A 22,966-nucleotide genomic window follows, 5' to 3' on the forward strand; every position below is an offset into this window, starting at 1 on the left:
GGGTGGTTCTTAGACCAGCTTCCAGTCTTCCAGGCCCTCGTAGAGCGGGAAGTCCGCAGCCACTTTGTCCACGCGCTTGCGCAACGCGGAGACATCGGCATTCTTGCCGCCTTCCAGCGCGGTACCAATGACATCCGCAACCTCGGTGAAGGCGGCGGCGTCCAGGCCACGGGTGGCAAGTGCTGGGGTGCCAATGCGCAGCCCGGAGGTAACCATGGGCGGGCGGGGGTCGTTAGGCACGGCGTTGCGGTTGACGGTAATGCCCACCTCGTGCAGGAGATCTTCTGCCTGCTGGCCATCCAGTTCGGAGTTGCGCAGGTCCGCGAGCACCAGGTGCACGTCCGTGCCACCGGAGACTACGTCCACGCCGGCGGCTTTAGCGGAGTCACTGGTCAGACGCTCTGCGATGATCTTCGCGCCCTCCAGGGTGCGCTCCTGGCGGTTTTTAAATTCCTCACTAGCAGCGATCTTGAGCGCGATAGCCTTGGCCGCAATCACGTGCATCAGCGGTCCACCTTGGTGGCCGGGGAAGACGTTGGAGTTGACCTTCTTGGCAAACTCTTGCTTGGCCAAGATTAGGCCAGAGCGCGGGCCGCCCAGGGTCTTGTGAACCGTGGTGGAGACAATGTCAGAGTATGGAACGGGGTTGGGGTGCAGGCCAGCTGCCACCAGGCCGGCAAAGTGGGCCATGTCCGTCCATAGGTAAGCGCCCACCTCATCGGCGATGGAGCGGAAGGCTTCAAAATCGATAGTGCGTGGGTAGGCAGACCACCCGGCAATAATCACCTTCGGGCGTTCTGCCAAGGCCTGCTCGCGGATCTTATCCATGTCCAGGCGCATGGTCTCAGAGTCCACCTCATAGGCGGAGACTTCATAGAGCTTGCCGGAGAAGTTCAGCTTCATGCCGTGAGTCAGGTGGCCGCCGTGCGCCAAGGACAGGCCCATGAGTTTGTCACCGGGCTCAAGCAGGGTGGAAAGAACTGCCGCGTTAGCAGAGGCGCCGGAGTGCGGCTGCACGTTGGCAAAGTCCGCGCCAAACAGAGACTTCGCGCGGTCACGGGCCAGGTCTTCTACAACATCCGCGAACTCACAGCCGCCGTAGTAGCGGCGGCCGGGATAGCCTTCCGCGTACTTGTTGGTCAAGACAGAGCCTTGGGCCTGAAGTACGGCACGGGGCACAAAGTTTTCTGAGGCAATCATTTCCAAGGTGTCGCGCTGGCGGGCGATTTCCCCACCGATGGCTTCGAATACCTCTGGATCCAGATCGCGCATTTCCTGGTAGCGCAGGTCTTGATTATTGTTCATGGGTTGTACAACTGCCCCTTCGTTGAAGATAACTTTTTCTCATAGTGCCGGAGGCCGGCTTAACCCCTCTTACTATAGGCCATAGTCTGCAAAGGAGAGACAAAAGTCACCCCTAAAAACGCCACGTGAGATAATGGCGGTATGTCGCGTCTGCATCAGCCCACTCTGCCTGGCCCCTACCTGGATTTTAACCGGGAGCAATGGAAATTCCTACGCAATTCCATGCCCCAGGTCCTTAACGAAGATGAGGTCAAGCAGCTGTCCGGCATTGGTGAAAACATCAACCTCACCGAGGTAGCGGAGGTCTACCTCCCCCTATCGCGCCTCATCCACATGCAGGTCAACGCCCGCCTTAAGCTCATTAAGGCCACCGAGTCCTTCCTGGGCGCAGACCCCACCCACGTGCCCTTTGTTATTGGAATAGCCGGTTCCGTGGCCGTGGGAAAGTCCACCACCGCGCGCCTGCTGCAGGTTCTTCTACAACGGTGGGAATCCCATCCCAAGGTGGATCTGGTCACCACCGATGGCTTCCTCTACCCCACCGAGGAATTGAAGCAACGGGGCTTGCTGCAACGCAAGGGTTTCCCCGAATCCTATGATCAGCGCGCGCTTCTGCGCTTTGTCACCGAGGTAAAATCCGGCCGGGAGGTGGCCAAGGCACCAGTATATTCACATGAGAAATACAACATAATTCCGGGTGAATACCAAGTTGTTCGCCGCCCGGACATCCTTATCCTGGAAGGCCTAAACGTCTTGCAAACAGGCCCTACGCTCATGGTCAGTGATCTTTTTGATTTCTCCGTCTACGTAGACGCCCGCCGGGAGCTAATTGAAAAGTGGTACATTGACCGCTTCCTCAAACTTCGCCGCACGGCTTTCAGCAAGCCCGGCGCGCACTTTGCCCACTACGCCGGCTTAGATGACGCGGAGGCCTACGCGCGGGCCCGCGAGATTTGGCAGACCATCAACCTGCCCAACCTGATAGAAAATATCCTGCCCACCCGGGTGCGCGCTTCCCTAGTGTTGCAAAAGGGTGAGGACCACCTGGTAGAGCACGTGCGGATGCGCAAGCTCTAGCGGGCCCCGTTATTTGCCAAAGCGCCGGGAACGCTGGGAGTAGTCCCGCAGCGCGCGCAGCAGGTCAATTTTCCTAAACGCCGGCCAGTAGGTGTCCGTGAACCAGATTTCGGAGTACGCGGCTTGCCACAGCAAGAACCCGGACAGCCGTTGCTCACCGGAGGTGCGGATAACCAAGTCCGGGTCCGGCAGTCCCTTGGTATAGAGGTGTTCAGTAATGGAGTCCACCGTCACGGCCTGCGCTAGTTGGTCCGCTGGTACCCCCGATGCCGCCTCGTCTGCCACCAGGGTTCGCACCGCGTCCACAATTTCTTGGCGTCCGCCGTAGCCCACAGCAACGTTGACGATGATCCCTGTGTTGGCGTCCGTGGTTTGGGCGGACTCCTGCATGCGCTTAGCCACGTCATCGGGCAGTAAGTTCAGGTGCCCCACCAAGCGAACCTGGCAGTTAAGTGATGCCTGAGCCAGGTGGTCCACCACGTCGGAGATGATATCGAAAAGCAGGTTTACCTCCGCGTCGGAGCGCTTGAGGTTTTCCGTGGACAGCAGGTAGATAGTGACAACCTTGACCTCAGTGTCGTTGCACCACTCAATCATCTCGCTAATCTTGGCCGCACCCTTGCGGTGCCCGTGGCTGACATCCTCGAACCCGGCTTCGCGTGCCCAACGCCGGTTTCCGTCTGCCATTATCGCGATATGCTTTGGCTGTGGCTTGCCCTTAATCAGGCTCAGCAACCTGGACTCGTACAACGGGTACAAGATCTTAGGCAGCTCGGGCAGTCTTAACGCCCCGGGTAATTTTAGCTTCACGTCCACGCCTTCAAGTCTAGCCTGCCAACCCCCTACCTCAAGTGACCTAGGGAGCTCTTTTGCTCCCGCACTGGTTTTCAGTGGGAACGAAAGCACAGCTTCTCTGTTGCCCACGCTGCCCCGGGCACCACCTCCGGAGCAGCTGCCGCCTTAGAAGTAGGACTTCTTGCGGTTGTCGTAGATTCCCGCTTCTTTCATGGCTTTATCTATGGCGTCCTGATCGAAGGGATCAATCCCGTGGTCCTGCGCGAACAAAGTCCGCCTGCGGAAACGGGAGAAACGGCGGTGGAAGAACCAACCTGCCATGAGTACTGCCACCCCCATCAGCACCAGGATCAAAAGCCCAATCGGTGAAGCCTTGCCAAATTCCGGGCCTACCGGGCCGTCTGACTGTGCCTGGGCCAAGATCTGCACCTGTGGGTGTGCAAGCGTGGCCAACGCGAGATTATTTAGAAGCTGCATAGGATCTAAGTTTCCTCCTCTTGCGTTACTTGCGCAATTCCGGCAAACAGGTCATCCTCCGGCAGTGAGGTTTCCACGCGGCTGCGGGCCAACTCAAATTCCTCCGTTGGCCAATAGCGCTTCTGGATTTCAGCCGGGGTGGCTAGGAACGCACCGGCCGGGTCGATCTGGGTAGCGTGGGCAATCAGTGCGCGCTCCCGGTGCGGGAAATATTCGGCGCACTCTACCTGCGTGGTCACGCGTTCCATGATGTCCCCTTTTTCCGGATCCCACCTCGATATCATGGGCGCGTAGGGGCTGGGCTTGCCCTGCCCAACCAGGAGGTCGTGGAAAATCTTCATGCGGCGGAACACGAACCCGTGGGAGTAATAGAGCTTCAGAGGCTCCCAGGGGGCACCGAGTTCCGGGTGGTAGTCAGCATGGCCAGCAACGTTCCAAGCGATCATCGACGCGCGGTGCACCATGAGGTGATCGGGGTGCGGGTAGCCACCGTTTTCATCGTAGGTGACAACGACGTGGGGGCGGAGCTCGCGGATGACTTCCACGAACCGCTGCGCAATCGCGTCATCGGCATGCAGCGCGAAAGCGTCTTCCGGAAGCAAGTCGTTGATATTGGGGTTCCTGGGGTCCCCACCAGGCAGCCCCGAGTCCCTATACCCTAACCAGCGGTGATTAACGCCTAGGGCCTTTGCTGCTTCCGCCATCTCCGCGCGCCGGAGCTGGGCTATATTTTCCAAGACCCCGGGCTTATCCATTGCCGGGTTCAGGATGTCACCGCGCTCCCCACCGGTGCACGTCAACACTGTTACCTCGTGCCCCTCATCCGCGTACTTTGCGGTAGTCGCCGCGCCCTTCGATGACTCATCATCAGGGTGCGCGTGAATAGCTAGCAAACGCATGATTGAAATCCCACTTTCTTAGTACTCCTTTTAAATCCCGGCTCAACGCCAACCCAGCCTATGTTAGCGGAGCCATCAGGACTAGGATAGAAACTTATGACCACGCCTAGTCCAGACCGCCGTGCCAACCGTTACGCAGCCCCGCCCCAAACCAATGCCCGCAGAGAGGGCTCCGGGATTACCGGCAAAGCGATAGTTTTGGTGTTCCTAGCCATTTTGGTGGCGTTTCTTTTCTACGGTTACCGGTATCTACAATCGCGCGAAGAAATCAATGCTTCAATCTCCTACGTCTCTCACGAAATCATTGATGAAGACACCCTCCGCGTGTGGGCGGATGTAACCCGCAACCACCCGGATGAGGAAGCCTACTGCATTATTCAAGCGTATGACTACGAAAAGGCTGAGGTTGGACGCCGCGAGATAGCTATCGCAGGCGATGGCAAAGCCGCCATCCGCATATCCGTAGATGTCCCCACCAACGAGCGTGCTGTGGCCGGAGGTGTCTACGGATGCTCATCACTCATTCCCCCCTACCTTGATACGAAAGACCCTCAGTACCAAGTCCGGTAATTCCAACCCTTAAGACAAAGTCCGCTAGGCACGGGTGGCAAGCGTGGGTAACTTCAAGCTGTGCTAAAATTCGGGCGCACTAAACTAGCGTAGACTCTAAATTTTTAACGTTAAACCGGATATTCCGGTGAATTAAAATACTCATGGAAGGTTACACTCATGGCTGAGCAACAAAAGCAGTACATCACCCCGGAAACCAAGGCCAAACTGGAGGAAGAGCTCCAGACCTTGATCGACCACCGCCCCGTGGTCGCAGCAGAGATCAACGAACGGCGCGAAGAGGGCGACCTCAAGGAAAACGCCGGCTACGACGCCGCACGTGAGATGCAGGATCAGGAAGAGGCCCGCATCAAGCAGATTTCTGAGATTCTGGCTAACTCCACCACTGAGCGCGACATTGACATGGAAGGCCTGGCCGCTATTGGCGCTGTTGTCCACGTTTATTACAACGGGGATAAAGACAACAAGGAAACATTCCTCATTGGTACCCGCGCTGCCGCGTCCGACAATGAAGACCTTGAGACTTATTCGGAGCAGTCCCCCTTGGGCGCAGCCATCCTGGGCGCTAGCGAAGGTGAAACTCGCGAGTACACCGCACCTAACGGCAACACCATCTCCGTGACCATTGTCTCCGCAGAGCCGTATGACTCAGCAAAGGCCTCCACCCCGCGTTCGTAGTATCCCCAATTCTTAGTCAGTCTTTGGGCTGACAGGGTATCCTAGTAGAAGTTATAGCACTTGGGCGTGAGAATTTGCTGCCTGCATTTCTCACGCGCGTCACTCTACGAAAAATCAACAAGAAAGCTCTCATACACCCATGAAGAAGTTCTCCCGCACCATAGCTGCCGGCCTCAGCGCTGCCACCGCACTGTCCTTGGCTGCCTGCTACCCGCCTAATCAGCAGGATTCCGATATCAAGGTAGAAACCGGCTCCACCTTCACCGGTATGGCGCCCGCGCAGAAGGAAGCAGAAGCCAACCATGCTGAAGGCGCTGACGCAACCGAGGAACTGGATCCCTCCGGTCATGACATGACCGGCATGGAGACCAAGACCATTGAGGTTCTTGAGATCACCGAGACCGCAGTCGTAGGTGCGGACCAAGAAGCTGTGGCTGTTGCTACCCCCGTGGCAACCGAAACCGTAATTGTTCAAAACTAGCCACAGCTCCAACTCCCCGGCTCTTGCCTCCCAGATTCTGGGCCACGGCAAGAGCTTTTTGCTTGCCATCAGGCAGCGCCCCTTGGCAAGGGTCCTAGCACCAGAACGTCACCGAGTGCTGGGGCTAACCGGAGCGCAAAAAGTGCTAGAGGTTAGTAACCTCTAGCACTTTCCAATCTTGTCGCGGCATCTACGGGGCTGCGGGTCTTAAACTGCGTCAGTTTCGCTGGAAGTAGCTCAGCAGGCGCAGGATTTCGGTGTACAGCCAGACCAGCGTTACAGCTAGGCCAAGAGCCACGCCCCAAGCATTCTTAGCTGGAGCGCCAGCACGGATAAGACGGTCTGCTTGATCAAAGTCCGTGAGGAAGGACAAAGCAGCCAGAACAATGCACACTAGCGAGAACACGATTGCCAACGGGCCGCCGTCGCGCAGCGGGTTAGCGCCAGTAAACATGGCCAACATGAAGTTGCCCAGAGCCATAACCACGACGCCAATAATGGCCCCGGTAAGGATTTTGGTGAACTTGGGGGTAACACGCACCGCACCAGTCTTGTACACGAAAAGCATTCCAATGAACACGCCAACGGTGCCCAGGATGGCCTGGCCAATCATGGCGTACGCGGAGGCACCGCTTACTGAAACACCGGTGAACAAGAACGAAAAGCCACCTACGAATAGGCCTTCGAATACGGCGTAGATCAAGGTAACTGCTGCCGAACCCCACTTCTTGCCAAACGCGGCAACAAGAACGGTGATGAACCCACCGATACCGCCAACGAGGGTAAGCATCATAGACAGCCCGGGATTGACAAAAAGGGCGACAAAGAAGTTCACCACTGCCATGGCGATGATAATCGCGAGGGTGATGCCGGTCTTAGTGACAACGTCGTCAACGGTCATTGGACGCTCGTTGGCAGCTATCTCACCATACTGACCGCCATATCCGGCTGGGGCATCTTGTACTCCATAACCTGCGTAGTTGCCGTAGCCAGCGCCTTGCTGGCCACGGCCCACGTTAGATGTCAAAGAGCTCATTACGGGATTGCTTGAACGCACGGGAACCCAATTCCTTTCATATTTCCTCCACATGTTTGTACCCCGCCGTTATTTCGTGGCGAGGCGCAAAGAGAAATGGTTGATTCCTTCTCTACTACTATCAACGCAAGCTACTCCGCTTTAGTTCCCAAATTTTAAGATTTTAGGACAATTCCGTGCAGCTGCGCATGAAAGGTAAATACTACCTGGCAGCCGCCGCCTGAAGGAAAGCGGCCGGGCGCTGCTTAGGCCAAGGACAATTGGCCCTGACCAAGGGGAGCGTACCCGCATGTCTGTAAGGGTTACTCAGGAAAAACGTTGTGCCCCCACTGGGACTCGAACCCAGACTGAATTGATTTTAAGTCAACTGCCTCTGCCGATTGGGCTATGGGGGCGGTGGCGGCTAGCGCACATGGACAATTTTAGGCCATAGAGCAAGCCGTGGGAAATCAGGGCCGGACCAAGCCGTATGTTCTAGTCACGGGATAGTTGGGCGGTAATCCCGTCTAGAATATCCTTCTCACTAATGATAAAGCTCTCAGCTGCGCTATTGCGTTCAATCATGTCAATGATTCCTTGGACGGCTACGCTGCCACCGCCAATGACGTCTGCGCGGCCCGGATGGATAACCTTATTCAACGATCGGGAAGCGCTAGTTTCCTCAACTACTTGCTGCGTCAAAACGCGTAGCGCATCAAAGCGCAGTTCAGAGCCATGGATTGCGTCCGGGTCGTAGCGCTCTAGCCCTTGGGCAAGGGCGGAGAGAGTGGTGAAAGTGCCCGCACAACCCACGAAGGTCCGGGCTTGTGCAATTGGTACGGCCTTTTCCACCTCTTCCATGCGCTCGGCGACGAACTCACGAGCAATCTCAATCTCTGTCTCCGTTGGTGGGTCCGAGCGCATGATCCGTTCTGTGATCCTTACGCAGCCCATTTGCGCCGAGTGCGCCCCGAAGATTGAGTTAGAAGTATCCCCGACGATAAATTCTGTCGAACCACCACCCAGGTCGATGACGCAAAAGGGGGCGCGTTCCGCAGACAGATCACTGGTAGCGCCTGCGAAGGACAGGTTCGCCTCCTCACGTCCGCTGATTACTTCCGCACGGACGCCTGGTTGGATTTCTCCCAGCAGTTGGCCGGTCATCTCAAAAAATTCTTCTTGATTGGAGGCGTCACGCGTAGCGGAGGTGGCAACCATACGAACTCGCGTGACTTCTTCAAACTTCATTAACGCCACGTAGCTCTCCAGAGCTTTCCGCGCCCGTTCGATGGCTTCCGGCATGAGCTTGCCGGTGGAATCCACGCCCTCCCCCAAGCGAATAATTTCCATTTTGCGGACGATATCGCGCAGTTTGCCGTCTGGGGCAACCTCGCTGATTAGCAATCGGATGGAATTGGTACCGCAGTCAACGGCTGCCACGCGGGTCATAGGATGCCCTCCTGTTGGGAAGATGGAAAAGGAAAACTAGTGCCAACTTAGCGCACGTTAGTCCAGGGTGCGACGAAAGCGGGGTACTAGGTGTTAGAAAAATCGAACTGGCCTAGGTCAATTCCTAGTTCTTCAATTGTTGGCCAATCCTGCGGGATCGCGGTTCCTCGCAGACCTGCGTGGTCCGCTGCTATGGCTACGGCCTCAGTCCCCAAGCGGAAATGATCTGGTCCTTCCGCCAGGGCATAGGCAATCAGCACGTGAAGACACTTGACCCGGTCCGGCATTCCGCCGCCAGAGAAATCAGTCCCCAGATCTTCCATCTCGTTTCGCTTGGCCAGGAAATGCTGGTGCGCGCGGTGGTAGTCTTCAGCTAGTTCCGGCTCCTTGCCCAACCGCTCCTCCATCCACTTCATCACGTGGGCCACCTCAAGGCGGGAGGCTTCAGCCGTTAGGCGCTTGTCGGTGAGGTAGTAGAGCGTGGGAAAAGGGGTGCCGTCAGGCAGCTTTGGTTGTGTCTTCACTACCGCCGGTTGGCCGTCCGGAGTGCGGTAGGCAATGGCCACCACTCCCCGGGCTGGCCGGCCTAGCTGTTCTTTGACAATCTCTAGGTCATTTTGGGTGGGCGTCTCATGCTGGGTCATGGGAGATATTGTTGCACAAATTCAGGCTGCTGCGGAAAAAGCAGGGATTCTATATCAGATTGGGCAGGCCCGGGACGGGGCAATGCTTGGGATACGGCAACGCTGGATAAGCCCACGCTAGTTAGTACAAGGGTGGCTATTTTACTGAGCTGGCGGAACATCCGCCGGTGGTGCTTCGCCCTCAACAGGGAGGGGTGGTTCCGCCGGTGCGTCGCCGGGAGCTTCTCCATGAGCCTCACCCTCGGGAACAACCACAGGGTCTGCAGGTGCTAGTTCGGGAACTTCTTCAATGGGCTCAGCTACAGAATCCCACAGTACGTTGTACCACTCGCGTGAATCTTCTTGAGCCTGTTTGTCCGTGGTTACGGCGGGGTCGTGGTGCATCTTGGGGTCTAAAATGCGGTAAGCCGTTTCGCCCTGAGCTACCAGGCCCAGCCGCCGGCGGGCTTGCTGCTCAATGTAGGAGTCGGAACGGAATTTCTCAATGTCTTCCAGAAGCCGCTCTTTCTCCGCCAACTTCACATCAATCGAATCATTGAGTCGCGCGATTTCCGCCCTACCTTCATAGAAGTTGCCCAGCGGAACTGACACGGCCAGTAGGAAGAAGATGGTGACTACCGCTAAAACACCCCATCCGGCAACATCGAGCTTGTCGCGCTTGGGTTTAACGCCTACAGCTTTGCCACGAACTCCCCCACGTGGAGCCCTTCTATCTAGGGCCTGATCTTTGGTACGGGAAGCTACCGGAACGGTGGTCCGGGTCTTGGCTGAGTTCTCGCGCGGCTGAAGCATAGACTCCTTATCTTAACCCCATGCGTCACAGAAGTCTCCCCTCACGCGTAGATATTTGCCACATTTTAGGGAAATTAGGGATCACACAAAGCCGCCCCACTTCCCTTTGGGAAGTGGGGCGGCTACCTGTTTCTAGTTCACATTAGCCCTGGAAACGTGGGAATGCGGAACGGCCAGCGTAAACCGCGCCGTCGCCCAGCTCAGCTTCAATACGGAGCAGCTGGTTGTACTTAGCCACGCGCTCGGAACGGGCAGGGGCACCGGTCTTGATCTGGCCACAGTTAAGTGCAACAGCCAGGTCAGCGATGGTGGTGTCCTCGGTCTCACCGGAGCGGTGAGACATCATGGTGCGGTAGCCGTTGCGGTGGGCAAGATCTACTGCGTCGAAGGTCTCAGTCAAGGTACCAATCTGGTTTACCTTCACCAGAAGCGCGTTGGCAGCCTTCTTGTCGATACCCTCCTGCAAACGGGCTGGGTTGGTGACAAAAAGGTCATCTCCGACGATCTGGACTTTGTCTCCGATTGCCTCGGTTAGCGCGGAGTAGCCTTCCCAATCATCTTCTTCCAGAGGGTCCTCAATGGAAACGATTGGGTAGTTTGCAACCAGGTCAGCGTAGACCATGTTCATTTCCGCAGCGGTGTGCTCTCCGCCTTCAAAGTGGTACTTGCCGTCCTTGTAGAACTCTGAGGAGGCAACGTCTAGAGCTAGAGCGATGTCCTTGCCGGGTTGATAACCGGCCTTCTTGATGGCGTCCATGATGAAGTCAAGGGCTGCCTTGGTGGACTCTGCTTCTGGTGCGAATCCGCCCTCGTCGCCGAGACCGGTGGATAGGCCCTTAGCCTTGATGACGGATTTGAGGGAGTGGTAAACCTCGGTGCCCATGCGCATTGCCTCGGAGAAGGTCTTGGCACCGATGGGAGCAATCATGAACTCCTGGACATCCACGCCGGAGTCAGCGTGGGAGCCGCCGTTGACGATGTTCATCATAGGCACTGGGAGAACGTGGGCGTTTGGTCCACCGATGTAGCGGTAGAGGGGAAGTCCGGCGGATTCAGCGGCAGCCTTGGCTGCAGCGATAGAAACACCAAGGATGGCGTTTGCACCCAGGCGGGATTTGTTTCCGGTGCCATCTAGTTCGATGAGAGCCTGGTCGATCAAGCGCTGATCATCAGCTTCGAAGCCAGCGATAGCGTCGGTGATTTCCTCATTGATATTCTCAACGGCCTTTTGTACGCCTTTGCCTAGGTAGCGGTCGCCACCATCACGCAATTCGTGGGCCTCGTGCACACCGGTGGACGCACCGGATGGAACACCTGCAACGCCGTGTGCACCGTCATCTAGGAAGACTTCTGCCTCAACAGTTGGGTTGCCGCGGGAATCTAGAATTTCGCGGCCAAATACGTGAATGATGTCTGCCATTGTTACTGCTCACTCCTATAGAAGAGAATTGATTGTAGTGGAAAAGTTAGAGCTCTATTCGTCCAACTCACAAGCGCCGGGAGCGCTCTGGGTTGTGAGGTTCTAACTCCATTTCTCAATTGTTCCAGATTTTCTTGCCTTTGGGGAGACTACAGCCGGCAATCGTGGTCAGCGGGCTCCATTTTACGGCCACCGCGAGCCGCACCCGCTTCGAAAAGTGGCGCCTCACCTGCACTATGTCCGTTCATGTTTGGTTCTGCCGAGAAATGTGAGATTGACCAACTCTTTCCCTCGCCGATTCATAACCGGTCTGCGGGGTGGCTGGATGTCAGCCTATGAGGTTGCCGGCTGCGGCACGGCGTAGGAATTAGCGGCCATGCCCACGCTGCGGACGTAGGCATCCGAGGCGTTGTAGGACATGATTGCTGCGGTCCACCCCTCCGAGGTGCTTAGGTCACGGCCTCCCGCGCACAGCAGGGCTGCCGCCCCCATGGCTGCGTCATCTATTTGGTGAGGGTCGGCCACCCCATCGCCGTTCGCGTCACTGCCGAAGCGTTGCCAAGACTGGGGGATAAATTGCATGGGGCCTACCGCGCGGTCATATGTGCTGTCCCCATCTATTCGACCCCCGTCACTGTCTGCAATATTAGCCGTGCCGTTGGTCCCGTTTAACGCTATGCCAACAATGGCCGGGTCCGGGGTTCCGTCCTCTTGCAATCTGGAGGGCTTGAACCAGTTACCGTTGTAGGTTCCGTGGCGGGTCTCAACGTAGCCAATGCCCGCTAAGGTGCTCCACCGCAGATGGCAGGCTGGCCAAGCCTCCTTGGCTATGAGTTCCGCGTTGCCGTATGCCCGCAGAGCTTGCGCCGGTATCCGGCTTTCGTCGGCCAACGGTTGCGCCCACTCGTCGAGCGCGTCTGCAGTCCGCCCTGGCGCATGAACATCAATTAAGGCTACGGGGGCCGGCTGCGCAGGCGGGACCTCGTAAGGCACGGGCTGTAACTGGCGGCTTTTCACGCCGGGGCCGGTGGCTGAGACCATCCATGCCGCTACCGCTACAACCAGGACAACAGCCAGGATCGCCGAGACCACTACCGCACACCCGCAGCCACTTACCCGTCCAATCCTTGCACTCACGTTGACCCATACTAATGCCACATCCTGACTTACCCGCTTAGCCAGTCGGTGTTTTGTAGCTACCTACAGGCTTTTGACAGCTAGAGCTTCCAGGCGCCCCTGGAGGCCCAGCGCCGAACCGTCAGGTATACGCCGTAGTGCCAGGCCGGATGGCGGGTATCAGCCCGGGCACGGCGTCGGATACCAGGACCGATATTATGTAAATTTCGCCACTTTACTTCACAAGATTCACATTTTGCCCTACACTAGTCCCAGAGATGGCTCCGGTTGCCGGCCGTAAGGCGGTGCCCGGTCCGCCCAAAGGCGGAACTTCGCCTAAAGGACATCGATAGCCATCCCTTACATCTTCCATATCCAGATCCTTCCCATCTTCCCAGAAACAGCTATCTACCATCTTCCTAGATACGGTTACCGCCCTAAGTATGGTTATCGCCCTAGACGTAGATAGCTTCCTAGACACAAACCACTTAAGGAACCACCATGAAGAAGCTAGCCACCATTGCCTGCACTGCCGCCCTAGGATTTTCCGCAACCCTCAGCGCTCCGGCCGCCGGCGCGCAGACCCTCGAGGTTCTCGGAGCTTTGGACAAGGTTGTCAGCCAGACCATCGAATCTTCCAGCTGCGACACCGTAAAGACCGTACTAACCAGCATTGACGCCTCCACCCCAGGCGTTCTCATGGATGCCAACACCACGCGCTCCCAGCTGGCCAACAACCTTCGCGCACTGGGCAACTCGAACGTCTCCGCAGCCGGCGCGCTGGCCCTGCCGGCCATCCGTTACTCCAACAAAACCGCAGACAAAGCCGTGGCCTGTGGCCTGGTCAAGCCCGATCCAGCCTCCAATGATCCCTTCGGCTTGTCCTCCAAGTTCAATGACTACGCACCTTTCCTCCAGATGCTGTCTTCACAGGCGCTCAACGCTAAGTAGATAGCGGCAGGCCCTACTAAGGCTTACATTTAAATTCACCTATTCACGAATAGGTATTGCGGTACGTCCACACCCCCAGAGTTGCGGTGTGGACTTTTTCCTGCCCACTCCACCCAGCGGCTACCGCCGCACCTACTGGAAAAACCGTTGGGCTAAGGCTACGCCGGCACAGTTTTATCCCCCGGCACGTTTGCCTTCCTCCCACAGGCGCTCTTGGGTTTCCGTGGCAACTACTCCCGTGGTTCCATCGAAAAGATAGGGAGCGCGCGCACGCATCTTTGCTACAAAACTCCGGGCCACGTCTTCAAGCTCGAAGGCTCCGCGCCGGGAGGCTATCTCCGCATGGAAGAGCACCTGCAGGAATACATCCCCCAGCTCTTTCACCAGTGCCTCATCATCAGCGCCCTGCCGTATAGCCTGCGAAAATTCCGCTGTTTCTTCCTCTAAGTAAGGCAGGAGAGACTGGTGGGTCTGGGCCATCTCCCACTCCCCAATCGAGCGTGCCCGACGCATCACCTGCTTGGCCACGTAAACGGCGTCCCGGCGCGAAGGTGCCTCAATAACCGGTTCCCCGGACCGCAAGCGGCGGGCAACTTCCGGGTCCCTAGCGTCAGTACTGACCAAGGTACCTATACCCCTGGGGTCATCACCGGTTGCCAGGTCACCCAAATTCCACCGAACCTCTACCGGAACCTCACCGGTGTAGCGAACTGGGTGGGTCAGCCGCGAGTAGACCTCTAGGGGGATAAGTGTGGGCCAGCGTTCATCAAGGAGTACAACTGTCATAGCCTATAGTCTATAAGCTCAACGGCCGCCGGTTTTCCAAAAGCGCCCCAAAGCTGTAATTTTGACGGAATGAGTGACACAAAATCGCGCGCTCATTCAGTAAATCTCTGGAGTTTAGTCGCGCTCATCATCGGTTCAACAGTGGGCGCAGGCATCTTCTCGCTCCCGCAGAATATAGCTTCTGTGGCGGCCCCCGGCGCCATGCTCATCGGCTGGGTCATCGCCGGCGTGGGTATGCTGTCCGTCGCCTTCGTATTCCAAATCCTGGCACACCGAAAACCCCACCTGGATTCCGGGGTCTACGCCTATGTCCGAGCCGGACTAGGCGACTTTATTGGTTTTGCCGCCGGTTGGGGCTACTGGCTGGGCTCCGTGGTAGCGCAGGTGGGCTACGCCACCCTGTTTTTCAACACCGTTGGCCACTACGTCCCTATCTTCTCCGCGGACCATCAGTGGACTTCTGCTATCGCCGTGTCTTTGTTGTCGTGGGCAATCTTTGCTGTGCTGGCCAGGGGCGTGCGCCAAGCGTCGGTGATGAACTTCATCACTACCGCCGCCAAGCTACTCCCCATTCTGGCGTTCATCGTCCTCACCGCGTTCGTTGGTTTTACCTGGGATAAATTCACCCTGGATTTTTGGGGGGATAGCACAGGTCTAACCGTCATGCAGCAGGTCCAGGGCATCATGCTCTTTACGGTGTGGGTATTTATCGGCGTTGAAGGTGCCTCAGTATATTCTGCCAATGCCCGGATCCGCGCCGATGTCAGCCGGGCCACCATCATTGGATTCTTCAGCGTCCTGGTTCTACTAGTCGCGGTATCCACCTTGTCCTACGGCGTTTTAACCCAGGAAGAACTGGCCAACCTGCCGGATAACTCCATGGCCTCCGTCTTAGAGGCCGTGGTGGGGCCGTGGGGCGGCGCCTTCATTTCCTTCGGCCTGTGCCTTTCTGTACTTGGGGCTTACGTCTCCTGGCAGATGTTGTGCGCGGAGCCCATTGTCATGATGTCCGTGGACGAGCTTCTTCCCCGCGCCGTGGGCAAGACCAACGCTGCCGGTGCCCCCTGGGTGGCGCAGCTTATCTCCACCGCCACCATCCAGCTGTTTATCATTATCTTCTACCTTAATGAGACGTCCTACCTGGTAATGGTGCAGCTAGCCACCATCATGTACCTACTTCCGTACATCTTCTCCGCGCTGTACTTGCTTCTCCTTGCAGTCCGCGGCCAGGGGCTTGCCCACCCACATGCTGGGACCAAGTTCGATCTGTCCGGGCCAGAGGTGGGCGCGGGGGAAAACCGCCGCCATCTCTACATCGGGGTTATCGCTTTCATCTATTCCTTGTGGCTCATCTACGCGGCCAACCCGGTCTATGTGCTGTTGGGTGCCCTGGCAGTACTGCCCGGCCTGTTGCCCTATGTGGGCACACGTCTGGCAAAGAAGGAAAAGGTCTTTAACGCCTTCGAATGGTTTATCGTGGCCCTGGTCATCGTAGGGTCAATAGCCGGGCTGTGGGGCCTCAAGACGGGGGCGCTGACCCTCTAACGCTTCCGCCCCACGCCCTGGCTCTGACTCTGGCTCACTCCCCCGCCGCCCCTCGACACACGCCTTGTGGACCGAGGGGCGTTGCTTTGCCCGCGCACGTACGCCACGGCAGGGCTACTCCCTCCATGGCGCCAACGCCCTTTCCTGTGTCAAGCGACACCTCCTGCGAAGTCTCCGGCGACGCCGCCGAAACCGGAACCGCTACCTTTACCGTGACCAACGACGGTGAAAAGACCACGGAATTCTACGTCTTTACCTCCGGCGGCCGCGTACTTGGTGAAGTAGAAACATTGGCCCTGGCGCTACCCGCAAGCTGGTAGTTCAGTTCACCGATCCGGGCTATTACACCTTGACTTGTAAGCCCGGCATGGTCGGCGAAGGCATTTCCCAACCGCTGACCGTAACTGGTGAAGCCGTAGAAATCTCCGAGGATGAGGCCCTGGCACAAGCAGTTGAAGGCTACGTGTCCTACGTCCGCACCCAGGTTGCTTCCCTCGAATCCCAAACAGATGCCTTCGTGGCCGCCATCGAAGATGGGGACCAGGAGGAATACCGGGGCACGGAGGGGCCAATCATCCCGGAAACCGCGCACGTGCGCCTAGCCAGCCCGCATAGCAACAACGGCGCCGCCATGCTGCGCCGGTCGTATAACTTCACCGATGGTGTGGATGAATTTGGGCATATGGACTCTGGCTTGTTCTTCATTGCCATGGTCAACTCCCCCAAGCAGCGATTTATCCCCATCCAGTCTAATTTGTCTAAAAATGATGAGATGAACGAATACGTACCCTATGGATCCTCTGCCATCTTTGCGTGCCCTCCCGGCACCAAGGATGACAAGGATTGGTGGGCCCGCGAGATGTTCGAGACTACCGCCTAGCCCGGCCCGGGAACCCAACGGCCCTCCCGCAGTGTCCAACGGTCAAGTTCCCCGCGAAATAAGGCCCTCACCTGCATAAGCAGGTGAGGGCCTTGTTCTAGTACTGGGTGGGTTTAGTACTTAATTACCCGGCGTCCATCAATGGTGCCGTCGATGAGTCCGGTGAACACGTCATTGACATCATCTAGGCCAACTTGCTTCCAGGTTGGCTTCACCAGCCCGCGGGCGTAGAAGTCCAATGCCTCTGCCATATCCTTCCGCGTGCCCACCAGGGAGCCCCGGATGGTCAGCTCTTTGAGCACGATGTTGAAGATGGACACGGGGAACTCTCCCGGCGGCAGGCCGTTGAAGACGATGGTGGCGCCGCGGCGGGTCATGTTGATGGCCTGACCGAAGGCATCACTGTGCACGGCGGTGACCAAGACGCCGTGGGAGCCGCCGTTGGTGTATTCCACAACGGCCTCGGCTGGATCTTTTTCTTTGGCGTTGATGGTGTACTCAGCGCCGTGCTTTTTCGCTAGTTCCAGCTTGTCATCAGCGATATCCACGGCAATCACGCGCATGCCCATGGCCACCGCGTACTGGACGGCAATGTGGCCCAGGCCGCCAATTCCGGAGATAACCACGAACTGGCCTGGCTTGGTGTTGGTTACCTTCAGGCCCTTGTAGACGGTCACGCCGGCGCAGAGAATGGGGGCAATTTCTTGGTAGTCCACTCCCTCCGGAATACGCGGGCAGTAGCGGGTGTCTACCAGCATGTACTCGCCGAAGGAACCATCCACGGTGTAGCCACCGTATTCGGCTTTTTCACACCGCGTCTCATGGCCGGACAGGCAGTGCTCGCACACCCCGCAGGCGGACCACAGCCAGGCGTTACCCACCATGTCTCCGACCTTGACATCGTGCTCACCCGGGCCCAGTTTGACCACTTCACCCACGCCCTCGTGGCCGGGGATGAACGCAGGTTCAGGCTTGACCGGCCAGTCCCCGCAGGCGGCGTGGACGTCGGTGTGGCAGATTCCGGAGGCAACGTTTTTCACCAGAGCCTGGAACGGGCCGGGCTCAGGGAGGTCGGTTTCCCGGACGGTGAGGGTGGGACCAAACTCCTCGACAATCGCGGCTTTAAATTGCTTTGACATTACTAAACTCTCCTTCTGGTTTGGGGTGACTGGATGTTCCAAAACCAATTTTAGAGTCACGACCATGAGGGGTTTCACCCCCTCCCTACCCCCATTTAGAACGGAATAAGAAAAAGTTTTTCTACTTTAGGGCACGCAAAAACCAACACAATCCACAATCCCCCGCCCTGACCGGCCGGGTCGGACACACGGCCACCGCCCCTCCGCAGGGGCGCAAGGCAGCCACTCATATCAATGATTATTTCCGCAAAAACCTCGCTAGCAGGCCTTTTGGAAACAACTTTCAATAGAAGTGGTCGTTTTTCACTGATTTACTCCCGCTGTGGGGCGGCTCACAAAGACGCCCGCTACTCGCTCACGGAGATGATGTTCCTCTTCGGTTTCGCCACAGGCGCACCACCGGTAACGTCTAAGGGCTCAAGATCAAACATCTGCACCAAGAAATCACTGAGCCATTGCAACAAGGCCTCATCGCGCAACAGCGGATCGCGAACGTTGCGCCCGGCCCTGGGGAAGTTGAGCTGGATAGCCTGGGCAGCCGCCCGGTACGTAGAGCCGGGGAACAAGCGCTTTAAACGCACCTGCTTGGAATCCGGCAGCTCCACGGGGTGGACCTTGATGCGCGTTCCTTGCACCACGATGTTGCCCACCCCGGCCCGGCGCGCCTGGTGCCGCAGCCTAGACACTGCCAGCAGGCGTTTAACCACCTCGGGAAGTTGGCCGTAGCGGTCCTCCATTTCCTCGACTACCAGCTGCAAGTCCTTGTTGTCCTTGGACTCAGCCAGCTTGCGGTAGATCTCTAGGCGCAGGCGCTCGGCGGCAATGTAGTCCTCCGGGATGTGCGCGTCCACCGGCAAGTCAATCCGGATCTCCTTGGGGCCCTCATCGGCAGCCTTGATGGTTTCCCCGCGTGCCATAGCCTTAAATGCCTCCACGGCCTCTCCGACCAAGCGGACGTAGAGGTCAAAGCCCACGCCCGCGATATGCCCGGACTGTTGCGCACCCAGGACGTTGCCGGCACCGCGCATTTCCAGGTCTTTCATGGCCACGGCCATGCCAGCACCCAGGTCGTTATTCTGCGCGATGGTGGCCAGCCGGTCATAAGAAGTTTCCGTCAGCGTGGCCCCCTTGGGGTAGAAGAAGTAGGCGTAACCGCGCTCACGGGAGCGCCCCACGCGCCCGCGCAGCTGGTGCAGCTGAGACAGTCCCATGTGGTGGGCGTTTTCCACAATCAGGGTATTGGCGTTGGAGATATCCAGGCCGGTTTCCACAATGGTGGTACACACCAACACGTCATATTCCCGGTCCCAGAAGCCCTGCACGGTCTTTTCCAGCAGGTCCTCATTCATTTGCCCGTGGGCCACCACAACCCGGGCCTCTGGCACCAGATCGCGGATCTCCCGGGCTTTCTTCTCAATATCGGCCACCTTGTTGTGGATGAAAAACACCTGTCCATCGCGCAGCAGCTCGCGCCTGATAGCAGCGGCCACCTGCTTGTCCTCATACGCGCCCACATACGTCAACACGGGGTGCCGGTCCTCCGGTGGGGTCAAGATGGTAGACATCTCCCTGATGCCCGCCATGGACATCTCCAGGGTCCTGGGAATGGGGGTCGCGGACATGGTCAGCACGTCCACCGAGGCCTTCAGCGCCTTGATATGTTCCTTGTGTTCCACGCCAAAGCGTTGCTCCTCATCCACCACGATGAGCCCTAAGTTCTTCCAGTGCACGCCGGTCTGCAGCAAACGGTGGGTACCAATGACCACGTCCACCGAGCCATCGGCTAACCCCTTTAAGATTTCCTTGGAGTCCTGCCTGGAGGTAAAGCGTGACAACACCCGGATCTCCACGGGGAAGCCGGTCATCCGTTCTTCGAAAGTCTCCGCGTGCTGCTGCGCCAACAGGGTGGTGGGAACCAAAACGGCCACCTGCGTGCCATCCTGGACGGCTTTGAACGCCGCACGCACGGCGACCTCGGTCTTGCCGTAGCCCACGTCACCTACTACCACGCGGTCCATGGGCACGGATGATTCCATGTCCTCTTTCACCGCGTCGATAGCCAGCATCTGGTCCTCGGTCTCCACGTAGGGGAAGTTGTCTTCCATCTCTGCCTGCCACGGGGTATCCGGGGCAAACTGGTGCCCCGGCGCGGCCTGGCGCTTAGCGTAGAGCTCCACTAACTCACCGGCAATTTCCCGGACTGCCGCGCGCGCCTTCTTCTTGGTGTTTTTCCAATCAGAGCCGCCCATTTTGGACAGCGTGGGCTTTTCTCCGCCGGTGTACTTGCTCAGCATGTCTAGCGAGTCCATGGGAACCCACAGCTGGTCCGCCGGCTGGCCGCGCCGGGAGGCAGCATATTCCAACACAATGTATTCGCGGCGCGAGGTGTCATCCCCAGACAAGATTTGACGCTCCGCCATTTTGACAAATCTGCCGATACCGTGCGTTTCATGCACCACGAAATCCCCAGCCTTGAGTGCCAGCGGATCAACGCGGTTGCGGCGCTTGGCAGGGCGGCGCTTGGCACCAGCAATATCCCCCACGCGGTTGCCGGTTAAGTCAGTCTCGGTGATAACCACCAGGGGCAGCGGCTCCGCGTCACGCAGCTTCCGTACCTTGGGAAAGACCAAGCCAGCGTGGCTAAGCGCGTGATAGAGCGTGACTTCCCCAGGGGATGGCTCCCAGCCAGGCGTGGCTATTTTGGTGCGGATCCCCTTCTCCGCGAATCGCTCCGCCATGCGCTTGATAGCGCCGTGAACCGGCGCAATAAACGCCGCCCGTCCGCCGGCGGCGGTATGGGCTTGGAGCTGCGCCATCATCGCGTCTATTTCCTTCAATACGCCGCGGGGCGTGGGGCCGGGCTCGAACTCCAAGGGCAGCGTCTTGTCTTCATCTGCCACAAACATCCCCGGGGGCGCGAAGGTCCACAGGGGCAGTCCGGCTTCCCCGGCCGTGTGCTCCATAGCCTCGTAGGACCGGTAGGACGAAGCGGCCGTGTCTAGCCCTTCCGCTGCTATCGGACCGTCCGCTCCCATAGCGGCGGCTTCCCAACCGGCCGCGAGGAACTCCGCGTCCGTATCCTTGAGATCAGTAATCCGGGTGCGGATTTTCTCCGGCGCCACTAACAGCACATGTGTGCCCGCCGGCATGAATTCGGGCAGGGTCTGCAGCGGGGCGTCGCTGAGAACGGATAGCACCGCTTCCATCCCTTCCGCTGGAATGCGCTCGGAAACCTTGGTCAAAAGTTCCGAGAGCGCAGCGTTGCCACCGTGTTTGAGCGCCAACTGCCCGGCCCGCTCCGCAACGGCGTCAGTGATAGGCAGCTCGCGTGCCGGATAGATCTCTACCTCGGAGATCTCAATTTCAGCAAATGTTCTCTGGTCAGCGACGGAGAATTTGCGGATATCGGTGATCTCATCGCCCCAAAACTCCACCCGCACCGGGTAGTCGGAGGTGGTGGGGAATACATCGAGAATGCCGCCGCGCACGGCGTAGTCCCCCCGCTTGGCCACCATGTCCTCGTGCCGGTAAGCACGAAATTCCAGGGCCTTGACCAACTCCTCAAGCTCAATTTCCATCTCCTCGCGCAAGGAAATGGGCTCCCGGCCCTCCACCTCGCTCACGATGGGTTGGCAATACCCGCGCGCTGCCGTGACTACTACTTTGAGCTCACCTTTTTTAACGCGGTGCAACACTTGGGCGCGCCTGCCCACGATATCCCCAGACGGGCTCAACCTCTCATGCGGCAGAGTCTCCCACGCGGGAAACTGGGCCACCCGGTCTCCTAGCATGGCGGAAAGCTCCGCCGTGAGATCCTCAGCTTCCCGCCCGGTAGCCGTGACCACCAAGACGGGCGCGTGATGGGACAGTGCCCCCACGGCCCACGGTCGGGCTTGATCGATGCCCATAATGTGCAGACTGGGTTGCCCCAGTTGCGCCACCAACCCCTTGAGCTTGGGATCGGTTGCTGCCACTTTGAGCAATCCGGAAAGCGCCGGCGGGGTTTGTGAAGTCTTTTCTTTTTTAGCCATTCCTACCATCTAAGTTCTATTCTTCGCCAAGTTTGGGGCGCGCCTGCATCCCAGCCAGGCCATTCCAACACAGGTTAACAATATGGGCCGCCACTACTTCCTTGGCCGGCTCCCTCTCATCCAGCCACCACTGGGCCGTCATGGACAGCGCACCCACCAAACCTTGGGCGTACAACACCGCCAGCTGCGCGTCCAGCCCGCGGCTTTCAAAAGCGGTGGCCAGGGTATCACTAACTTTCTCTACGAAGGCGTTGAGCAACGTGGAGTAACTGCGTTCCGTCCCTGGCTTGTAGTCCCGGACCAGGATTAAAAACCCGTCCGTTTCCTCTTCCACGTAGGTCAGCAAAGCGATGGCGGCTTGCTCTATCATCTGTCTCCAGGAGCCAGTGCCAAGCGCATCCATCACCAGGTTCTCCAGGGAAAGCATTTCGCGGTCGATGATGACAGCGTACAGGCCTTCTTTGCCACCAAAATGCTCGTAGACAACTGGCTTGGACACCCCCGCACGGGAGGCTAATTCCTCTACGCTTGTGCCGTCGAATCCCAACTCCGCGAAGGCAGTTCTGCCTACCGAAATCAGCTGTTCCCTGCGCTCGCGCCCGGTCATCCTTACTCGCACCATTCCCCTAGCTTATCGTGAACCCGCGCCCCACCTGCAACCTACCGCCCGGCACCAATCACCGCAGGTAACGCCGGACCGGACGCACACAGCCTGCCCCCAATTTTTCACTTGCCCCGTGCAATAAGGTAAACTTTCCCGGGTAGTCACGAGGACAGCCTCCAAGGCCAGTCCCACGTAGTTACAATTCCCCATGGTGTAATCGGCAACACTACGGTTTTTGGTACCGTCATTCTAGGTTCGAGTCCTGGTGGGGAAGCTTTTTTATACCCCTTCCTATCTGCGTTGTTGCTGGTA

The 22,966-nt window shown here is 58.1% G+C and carries 22 protein-coding genes and 1 tRNA gene; 8 read left to right on the forward strand and 15 right to left on the reverse strand.

Annotated elements, in window-relative coordinates; genetic code table 11:
• Nucleotides 1-9 precede the first annotated feature (9 nt).
• Complete coding sequence (gene glyA, locus F4V58_RS07615) at nt 10-1,305, reverse strand: serine hydroxymethyltransferase (protein WP_075734787.1); 1,296 nt, start codon at nt 1,303-1,305, stop codon at nt 10-12.
• A gap of 141 nt (nt 1,306-1,446) precedes the next feature.
• On the opposite strand from glyA, the gene coaA reads away from it, so the two are divergent.
• A complete protein-coding gene (gene coaA, locus F4V58_RS07620; protein ID WP_075734788.1) occupies nt 1,447-2,382 on the forward strand; it encodes a type I pantothenate kinase in 936 nt (311 codons plus the stop codon).
• A gap of 9 nt (nt 2,383-2,391) precedes the next feature.
• Here the strand turns inward: coaA and F4V58_RS07625 are convergent, their stop codons facing one another.
• From F4V58_RS07625 to mca, 3 genes are all read right to left on the reverse strand, one after another.
• Entirely contained in the window at nt 2,392-3,162 is a 771-nt protein-coding gene (locus F4V58_RS07625) for an isoprenyl transferase (protein ID WP_075736616.1), read from the reverse strand.
• A 180-nt stretch (nt 3,163-3,342) separates the two neighbouring features.
• Complete coding sequence (locus tag F4V58_RS07630) at nt 3,343-3,654, reverse strand: hypothetical protein (protein WP_075734789.1); 312 nt, start codon at nt 3,652-3,654, stop codon at nt 3,343-3,345.
• Between the two features lie 5 nt (nt 3,655-3,659).
• Complete coding sequence (mca, locus tag F4V58_RS07635) at nt 3,660-4,562, reverse strand: mycothiol conjugate amidase Mca (protein ID WP_075734791.1); 903 nt, start codon at nt 4,560-4,562, stop codon at nt 3,660-3,662.
• An 87-nt stretch (nt 4,563-4,649) separates the two neighbouring features.
• Here mca and F4V58_RS07640 point away from each other — a divergent pair, with 87 nt between their 5' ends.
• The 3 genes from F4V58_RS07640 to F4V58_RS07650 all read left to right on the forward strand — a co-directional run bounded on the left by F4V58_RS07640 (nt 4,650) and on the right by F4V58_RS07650 (nt 6,282).
• Complete coding sequence (locus F4V58_RS07640; protein WP_075734793.1) at nt 4,650-5,123, forward strand: DUF4307 domain-containing protein; 474 nt, start codon at nt 4,650-4,652, stop codon at nt 5,121-5,123.
• Nucleotides 5,124-5,282: 159 nt separating this feature from the next.
• Nucleotides 5,283-5,801, forward strand: a complete 519-nt coding sequence (gene greA / locus F4V58_RS07645; protein ID WP_075734795.1) for a transcription elongation factor GreA — start codon at nt 5,283-5,285, stop codon at nt 5,799-5,801.
• 139 nt (nt 5,802-5,940) lie between these two features.
• Nucleotides 5,941-6,282, forward strand: a complete 342-nt coding sequence (locus F4V58_RS07650) for a hypothetical protein (RefSeq protein WP_075734797.1) — start codon at nt 5,941-5,943, stop codon at nt 6,280-6,282.
• Between the two features lie 217 nt (nt 6,283-6,499).
• On the opposite strand, the gene F4V58_RS07655 is transcribed toward F4V58_RS07650, so the two are convergent.
• From F4V58_RS07655 to F4V58_RS07685, 7 genes are all read right to left on the reverse strand, one after another.
• Nucleotides 6,500-7,339 (reverse strand): Bax inhibitor-1/YccA family protein, encoded by an 840-nt coding sequence (locus tag F4V58_RS07655; protein ID WP_075734799.1) that lies wholly within the window; start codon nt 7,337-7,339, stop codon nt 6,500-6,502.
• Between the two features lie 300 nt (nt 7,340-7,639).
• A tRNA-Leu gene (locus F4V58_RS07660) sits at nt 7,640-7,713 on the reverse strand.
• 79 nt (nt 7,714-7,792) lie between these two features.
• Nucleotides 7,793-8,746 carry a Ppx/GppA phosphatase family protein gene (locus F4V58_RS07665; protein WP_075734801.1) on the reverse strand — a complete coding sequence of 318 codons (954 nt, stop codon included), beginning with the start codon at nt 8,744-8,746 and terminating at the stop codon, nt 7,793-7,795.
• 86 nt (nt 8,747-8,832) lie between these two features.
• Nucleotides 8,833-9,390: a DUF501 domain-containing protein gene (locus tag F4V58_RS07670; RefSeq protein WP_075734802.1), complete on the reverse strand. Its 558-nt coding sequence runs from the start codon at nt 9,388-9,390 to the stop codon at nt 8,833-8,835.
• Nucleotides 9,391-9,531: 141 nt separating this feature from the next.
• Nucleotides 9,532-10,182 (reverse strand): FtsB family cell division protein, encoded by a 651-nt coding sequence (locus F4V58_RS07675; protein WP_075734803.1) that lies wholly within the window; start codon nt 10,180-10,182, stop codon nt 9,532-9,534.
• A 142-nt stretch (nt 10,183-10,324) separates the two neighbouring features.
• A complete protein-coding gene (gene eno / locus F4V58_RS07680) occupies nt 10,325-11,602 on the reverse strand; it encodes a phosphopyruvate hydratase (protein ID WP_075734804.1) in 1,278 nt (425 codons plus the stop codon).
• Nucleotides 11,603-11,935: 333 nt separating this feature from the next.
• Nucleotides 11,936-12,739 (reverse strand): lytic transglycosylase domain-containing protein, encoded by an 804-nt coding sequence (locus tag F4V58_RS07685; protein ID WP_075734805.1) that lies wholly within the window; start codon nt 12,737-12,739, stop codon nt 11,936-11,938.
• A 480-nt stretch (nt 12,740-13,219) separates the two neighbouring features.
• On the opposite strand from F4V58_RS07685, the gene F4V58_RS07690 reads away from it, so the two are divergent.
• Nucleotides 13,220-13,669 (forward strand): hypothetical protein, encoded by a 450-nt coding sequence (locus F4V58_RS07690; RefSeq protein ID WP_075734806.1) that lies wholly within the window; start codon nt 13,220-13,222, stop codon nt 13,667-13,669.
• Between the two features lie 174 nt (nt 13,670-13,843).
• On the opposite strand, the gene F4V58_RS07695 is transcribed toward F4V58_RS07690, so the two are convergent.
• Nucleotides 13,844-14,455, reverse strand: a complete 612-nt coding sequence (locus tag F4V58_RS07695) for a MazG nucleotide pyrophosphohydrolase domain-containing protein (protein ID WP_075734808.1) — start codon at nt 14,453-14,455, stop codon at nt 13,844-13,846.
• A 69-nt stretch (nt 14,456-14,524) separates the two neighbouring features.
• Here F4V58_RS07695 and F4V58_RS07700 point away from each other — a divergent pair, with 69 nt between their 5' ends.
• From F4V58_RS07700 to F4V58_RS07710, 3 genes are all read left to right on the forward strand, one after another.
• Complete coding sequence (locus F4V58_RS07700) at nt 14,525-16,000, forward strand: amino acid permease (RefSeq protein WP_075734810.1); 1,476 nt, start codon at nt 14,525-14,527, stop codon at nt 15,998-16,000.
• A gap of 86 nt (nt 16,001-16,086) precedes the next feature.
• A complete protein-coding gene (locus F4V58_RS12725; protein WP_150385746.1) occupies nt 16,087-16,320 on the forward strand; it encodes a hypothetical protein in 234 nt (77 codons plus the stop codon).
• A gap of 47 nt (nt 16,321-16,367) precedes the next feature.
• Nucleotides 16,368-16,880, forward strand: coding sequence for a Dyp-type peroxidase (locus F4V58_RS07710; RefSeq protein WP_075734812.1), 513 nt, complete (start codon nt 16,368-16,370; stop codon nt 16,878-16,880).
• 113 nt (nt 16,881-16,993) lie between these two features.
• On the opposite strand, the gene F4V58_RS07715 is transcribed toward F4V58_RS07710, so the two are convergent.
• From F4V58_RS07715 to F4V58_RS07725, 3 genes are all read right to left on the reverse strand, one after another.
• Complete coding sequence (locus F4V58_RS07715; protein ID WP_075734814.1) at nt 16,994-18,019, reverse strand: zinc-dependent alcohol dehydrogenase; 1,026 nt, start codon at nt 18,017-18,019, stop codon at nt 16,994-16,996.
• 347 nt (nt 18,020-18,366) lie between these two features.
• The gene (gene mfd, locus F4V58_RS07720; RefSeq protein WP_075736618.1) at nt 18,367-22,050 is read right to left on the reverse strand and encodes a transcription-repair coupling factor; all 3,684 of its coding nucleotides are present in this window, start codon (nt 22,048-22,050) and stop codon (nt 18,367-18,369) included.
• A gap of 16 nt (nt 22,051-22,066) precedes the next feature.
• Entirely contained in the window at nt 22,067-22,672 is a 606-nt protein-coding gene (locus F4V58_RS07725; RefSeq protein ID WP_075734816.1) for a TetR/AcrR family transcriptional regulator, read from the reverse strand.
• Between the last annotated feature and the right edge of the window lie 294 nt (nt 22,673-22,966).

The organism is Corynebacterium phocae, assembly GCF_008693075.1.
In the GTDB taxonomy this organism is placed as follows: domain Bacteria; phylum Actinomycetota; class Actinomycetes; order Mycobacteriales; family Mycobacteriaceae; genus Corynebacterium; species Corynebacterium phocae.

Bases quoted from the DNA above. Each gene is read 5' to 3' on its own strand.
- F4V58_RS07690 (WP_075734806.1), top strand. From the start codon at position 13,220: ATGAAGAAGCTAGCCACCATTGCCTGCACTGCCGCCCTAGGATTTTCC.
- mfd (WP_075736618.1), bottom strand. From the start codon at position 22,050: ATGGCTAAAAAAGAAAAGACTTCACAAACCCCGCCGGCGCTTTCCGGA.
- F4V58_RS07670 (WP_075734802.1), bottom strand. From the start codon at position 9,390: ATGACCCAGCATGAGACGCCCACCCAAAATGACCTAGAGATTGTCAAA.
- F4V58_RS07650 (WP_075734797.1), top strand. From the start codon at position 5,941: ATGAAGAAGTTCTCCCGCACCATAGCTGCCGGCCTCAGCGCTGCCACC.
- F4V58_RS07715 (WP_075734814.1), bottom strand. From the start codon at position 18,019: ATGTCAAAGCAATTTAAAGCCGCGATTGTCGAGGAGTTTGGTCCCACC.
- F4V58_RS07640 (WP_075734793.1), top strand. From the start codon at position 4,650: ATGACCACGCCTAGTCCAGACCGCCGTGCCAACCGTTACGCAGCCCCG.
- greA (WP_075734795.1), top strand. From the start codon at position 5,283: ATGGCTGAGCAACAAAAGCAGTACATCACCCCGGAAACCAAGGCCAAA.
- F4V58_RS07665 (WP_075734801.1), bottom strand. From the start codon at position 8,746: ATGACCCGCGTGGCAGCCGTTGACTGCGGTACCAATTCCATCCGATTG.
- coaA (WP_075734788.1), top strand. From the start codon at position 1,447: ATGTCGCGTCTGCATCAGCCCACTCTGCCTGGCCCCTACCTGGATTTT.
- F4V58_RS07675 (WP_075734803.1), bottom strand. From the start codon at position 10,182: ATGCTTCAGCCGCGCGAGAACTCAGCCAAGACCCGGACCACCGTTCCG.
- F4V58_RS07630 (WP_075734789.1), bottom strand. From the start codon at position 3,654: ATGCAGCTTCTAAATAATCTCGCGTTGGCCACGCTTGCACACCCACAG.
- F4V58_RS07695 (WP_075734808.1), bottom strand. From the start codon at position 14,455: ATGACAGTTGTACTCCTTGATGAACGCTGGCCCACACTTATCCCCCTA.
- glyA (WP_075734787.1), bottom strand. From the start codon at position 1,305: ATGAACAATAATCAAGACCTGCGCTACCAGGAAATGCGCGATCTGGAT.
- F4V58_RS07710 (WP_075734812.1), top strand. From the start codon at position 16,368: ATGGTCGGCGAAGGCATTTCCCAACCGCTGACCGTAACTGGTGAAGCC.
- F4V58_RS07725 (WP_075734816.1), bottom strand. From the start codon at position 22,672: ATGGTGCGAGTAAGGATGACCGGGCGCGAGCGCAGGGAACAGCTGATT.
- F4V58_RS07700 (WP_075734810.1), top strand. From the start codon at position 14,525: ATGAGTGACACAAAATCGCGCGCTCATTCAGTAAATCTCTGGAGTTTA.
- eno (WP_075734804.1), bottom strand. From the start codon at position 11,602: ATGGCAGACATCATTCACGTATTTGGCCGCGAAATTCTAGATTCCCGC.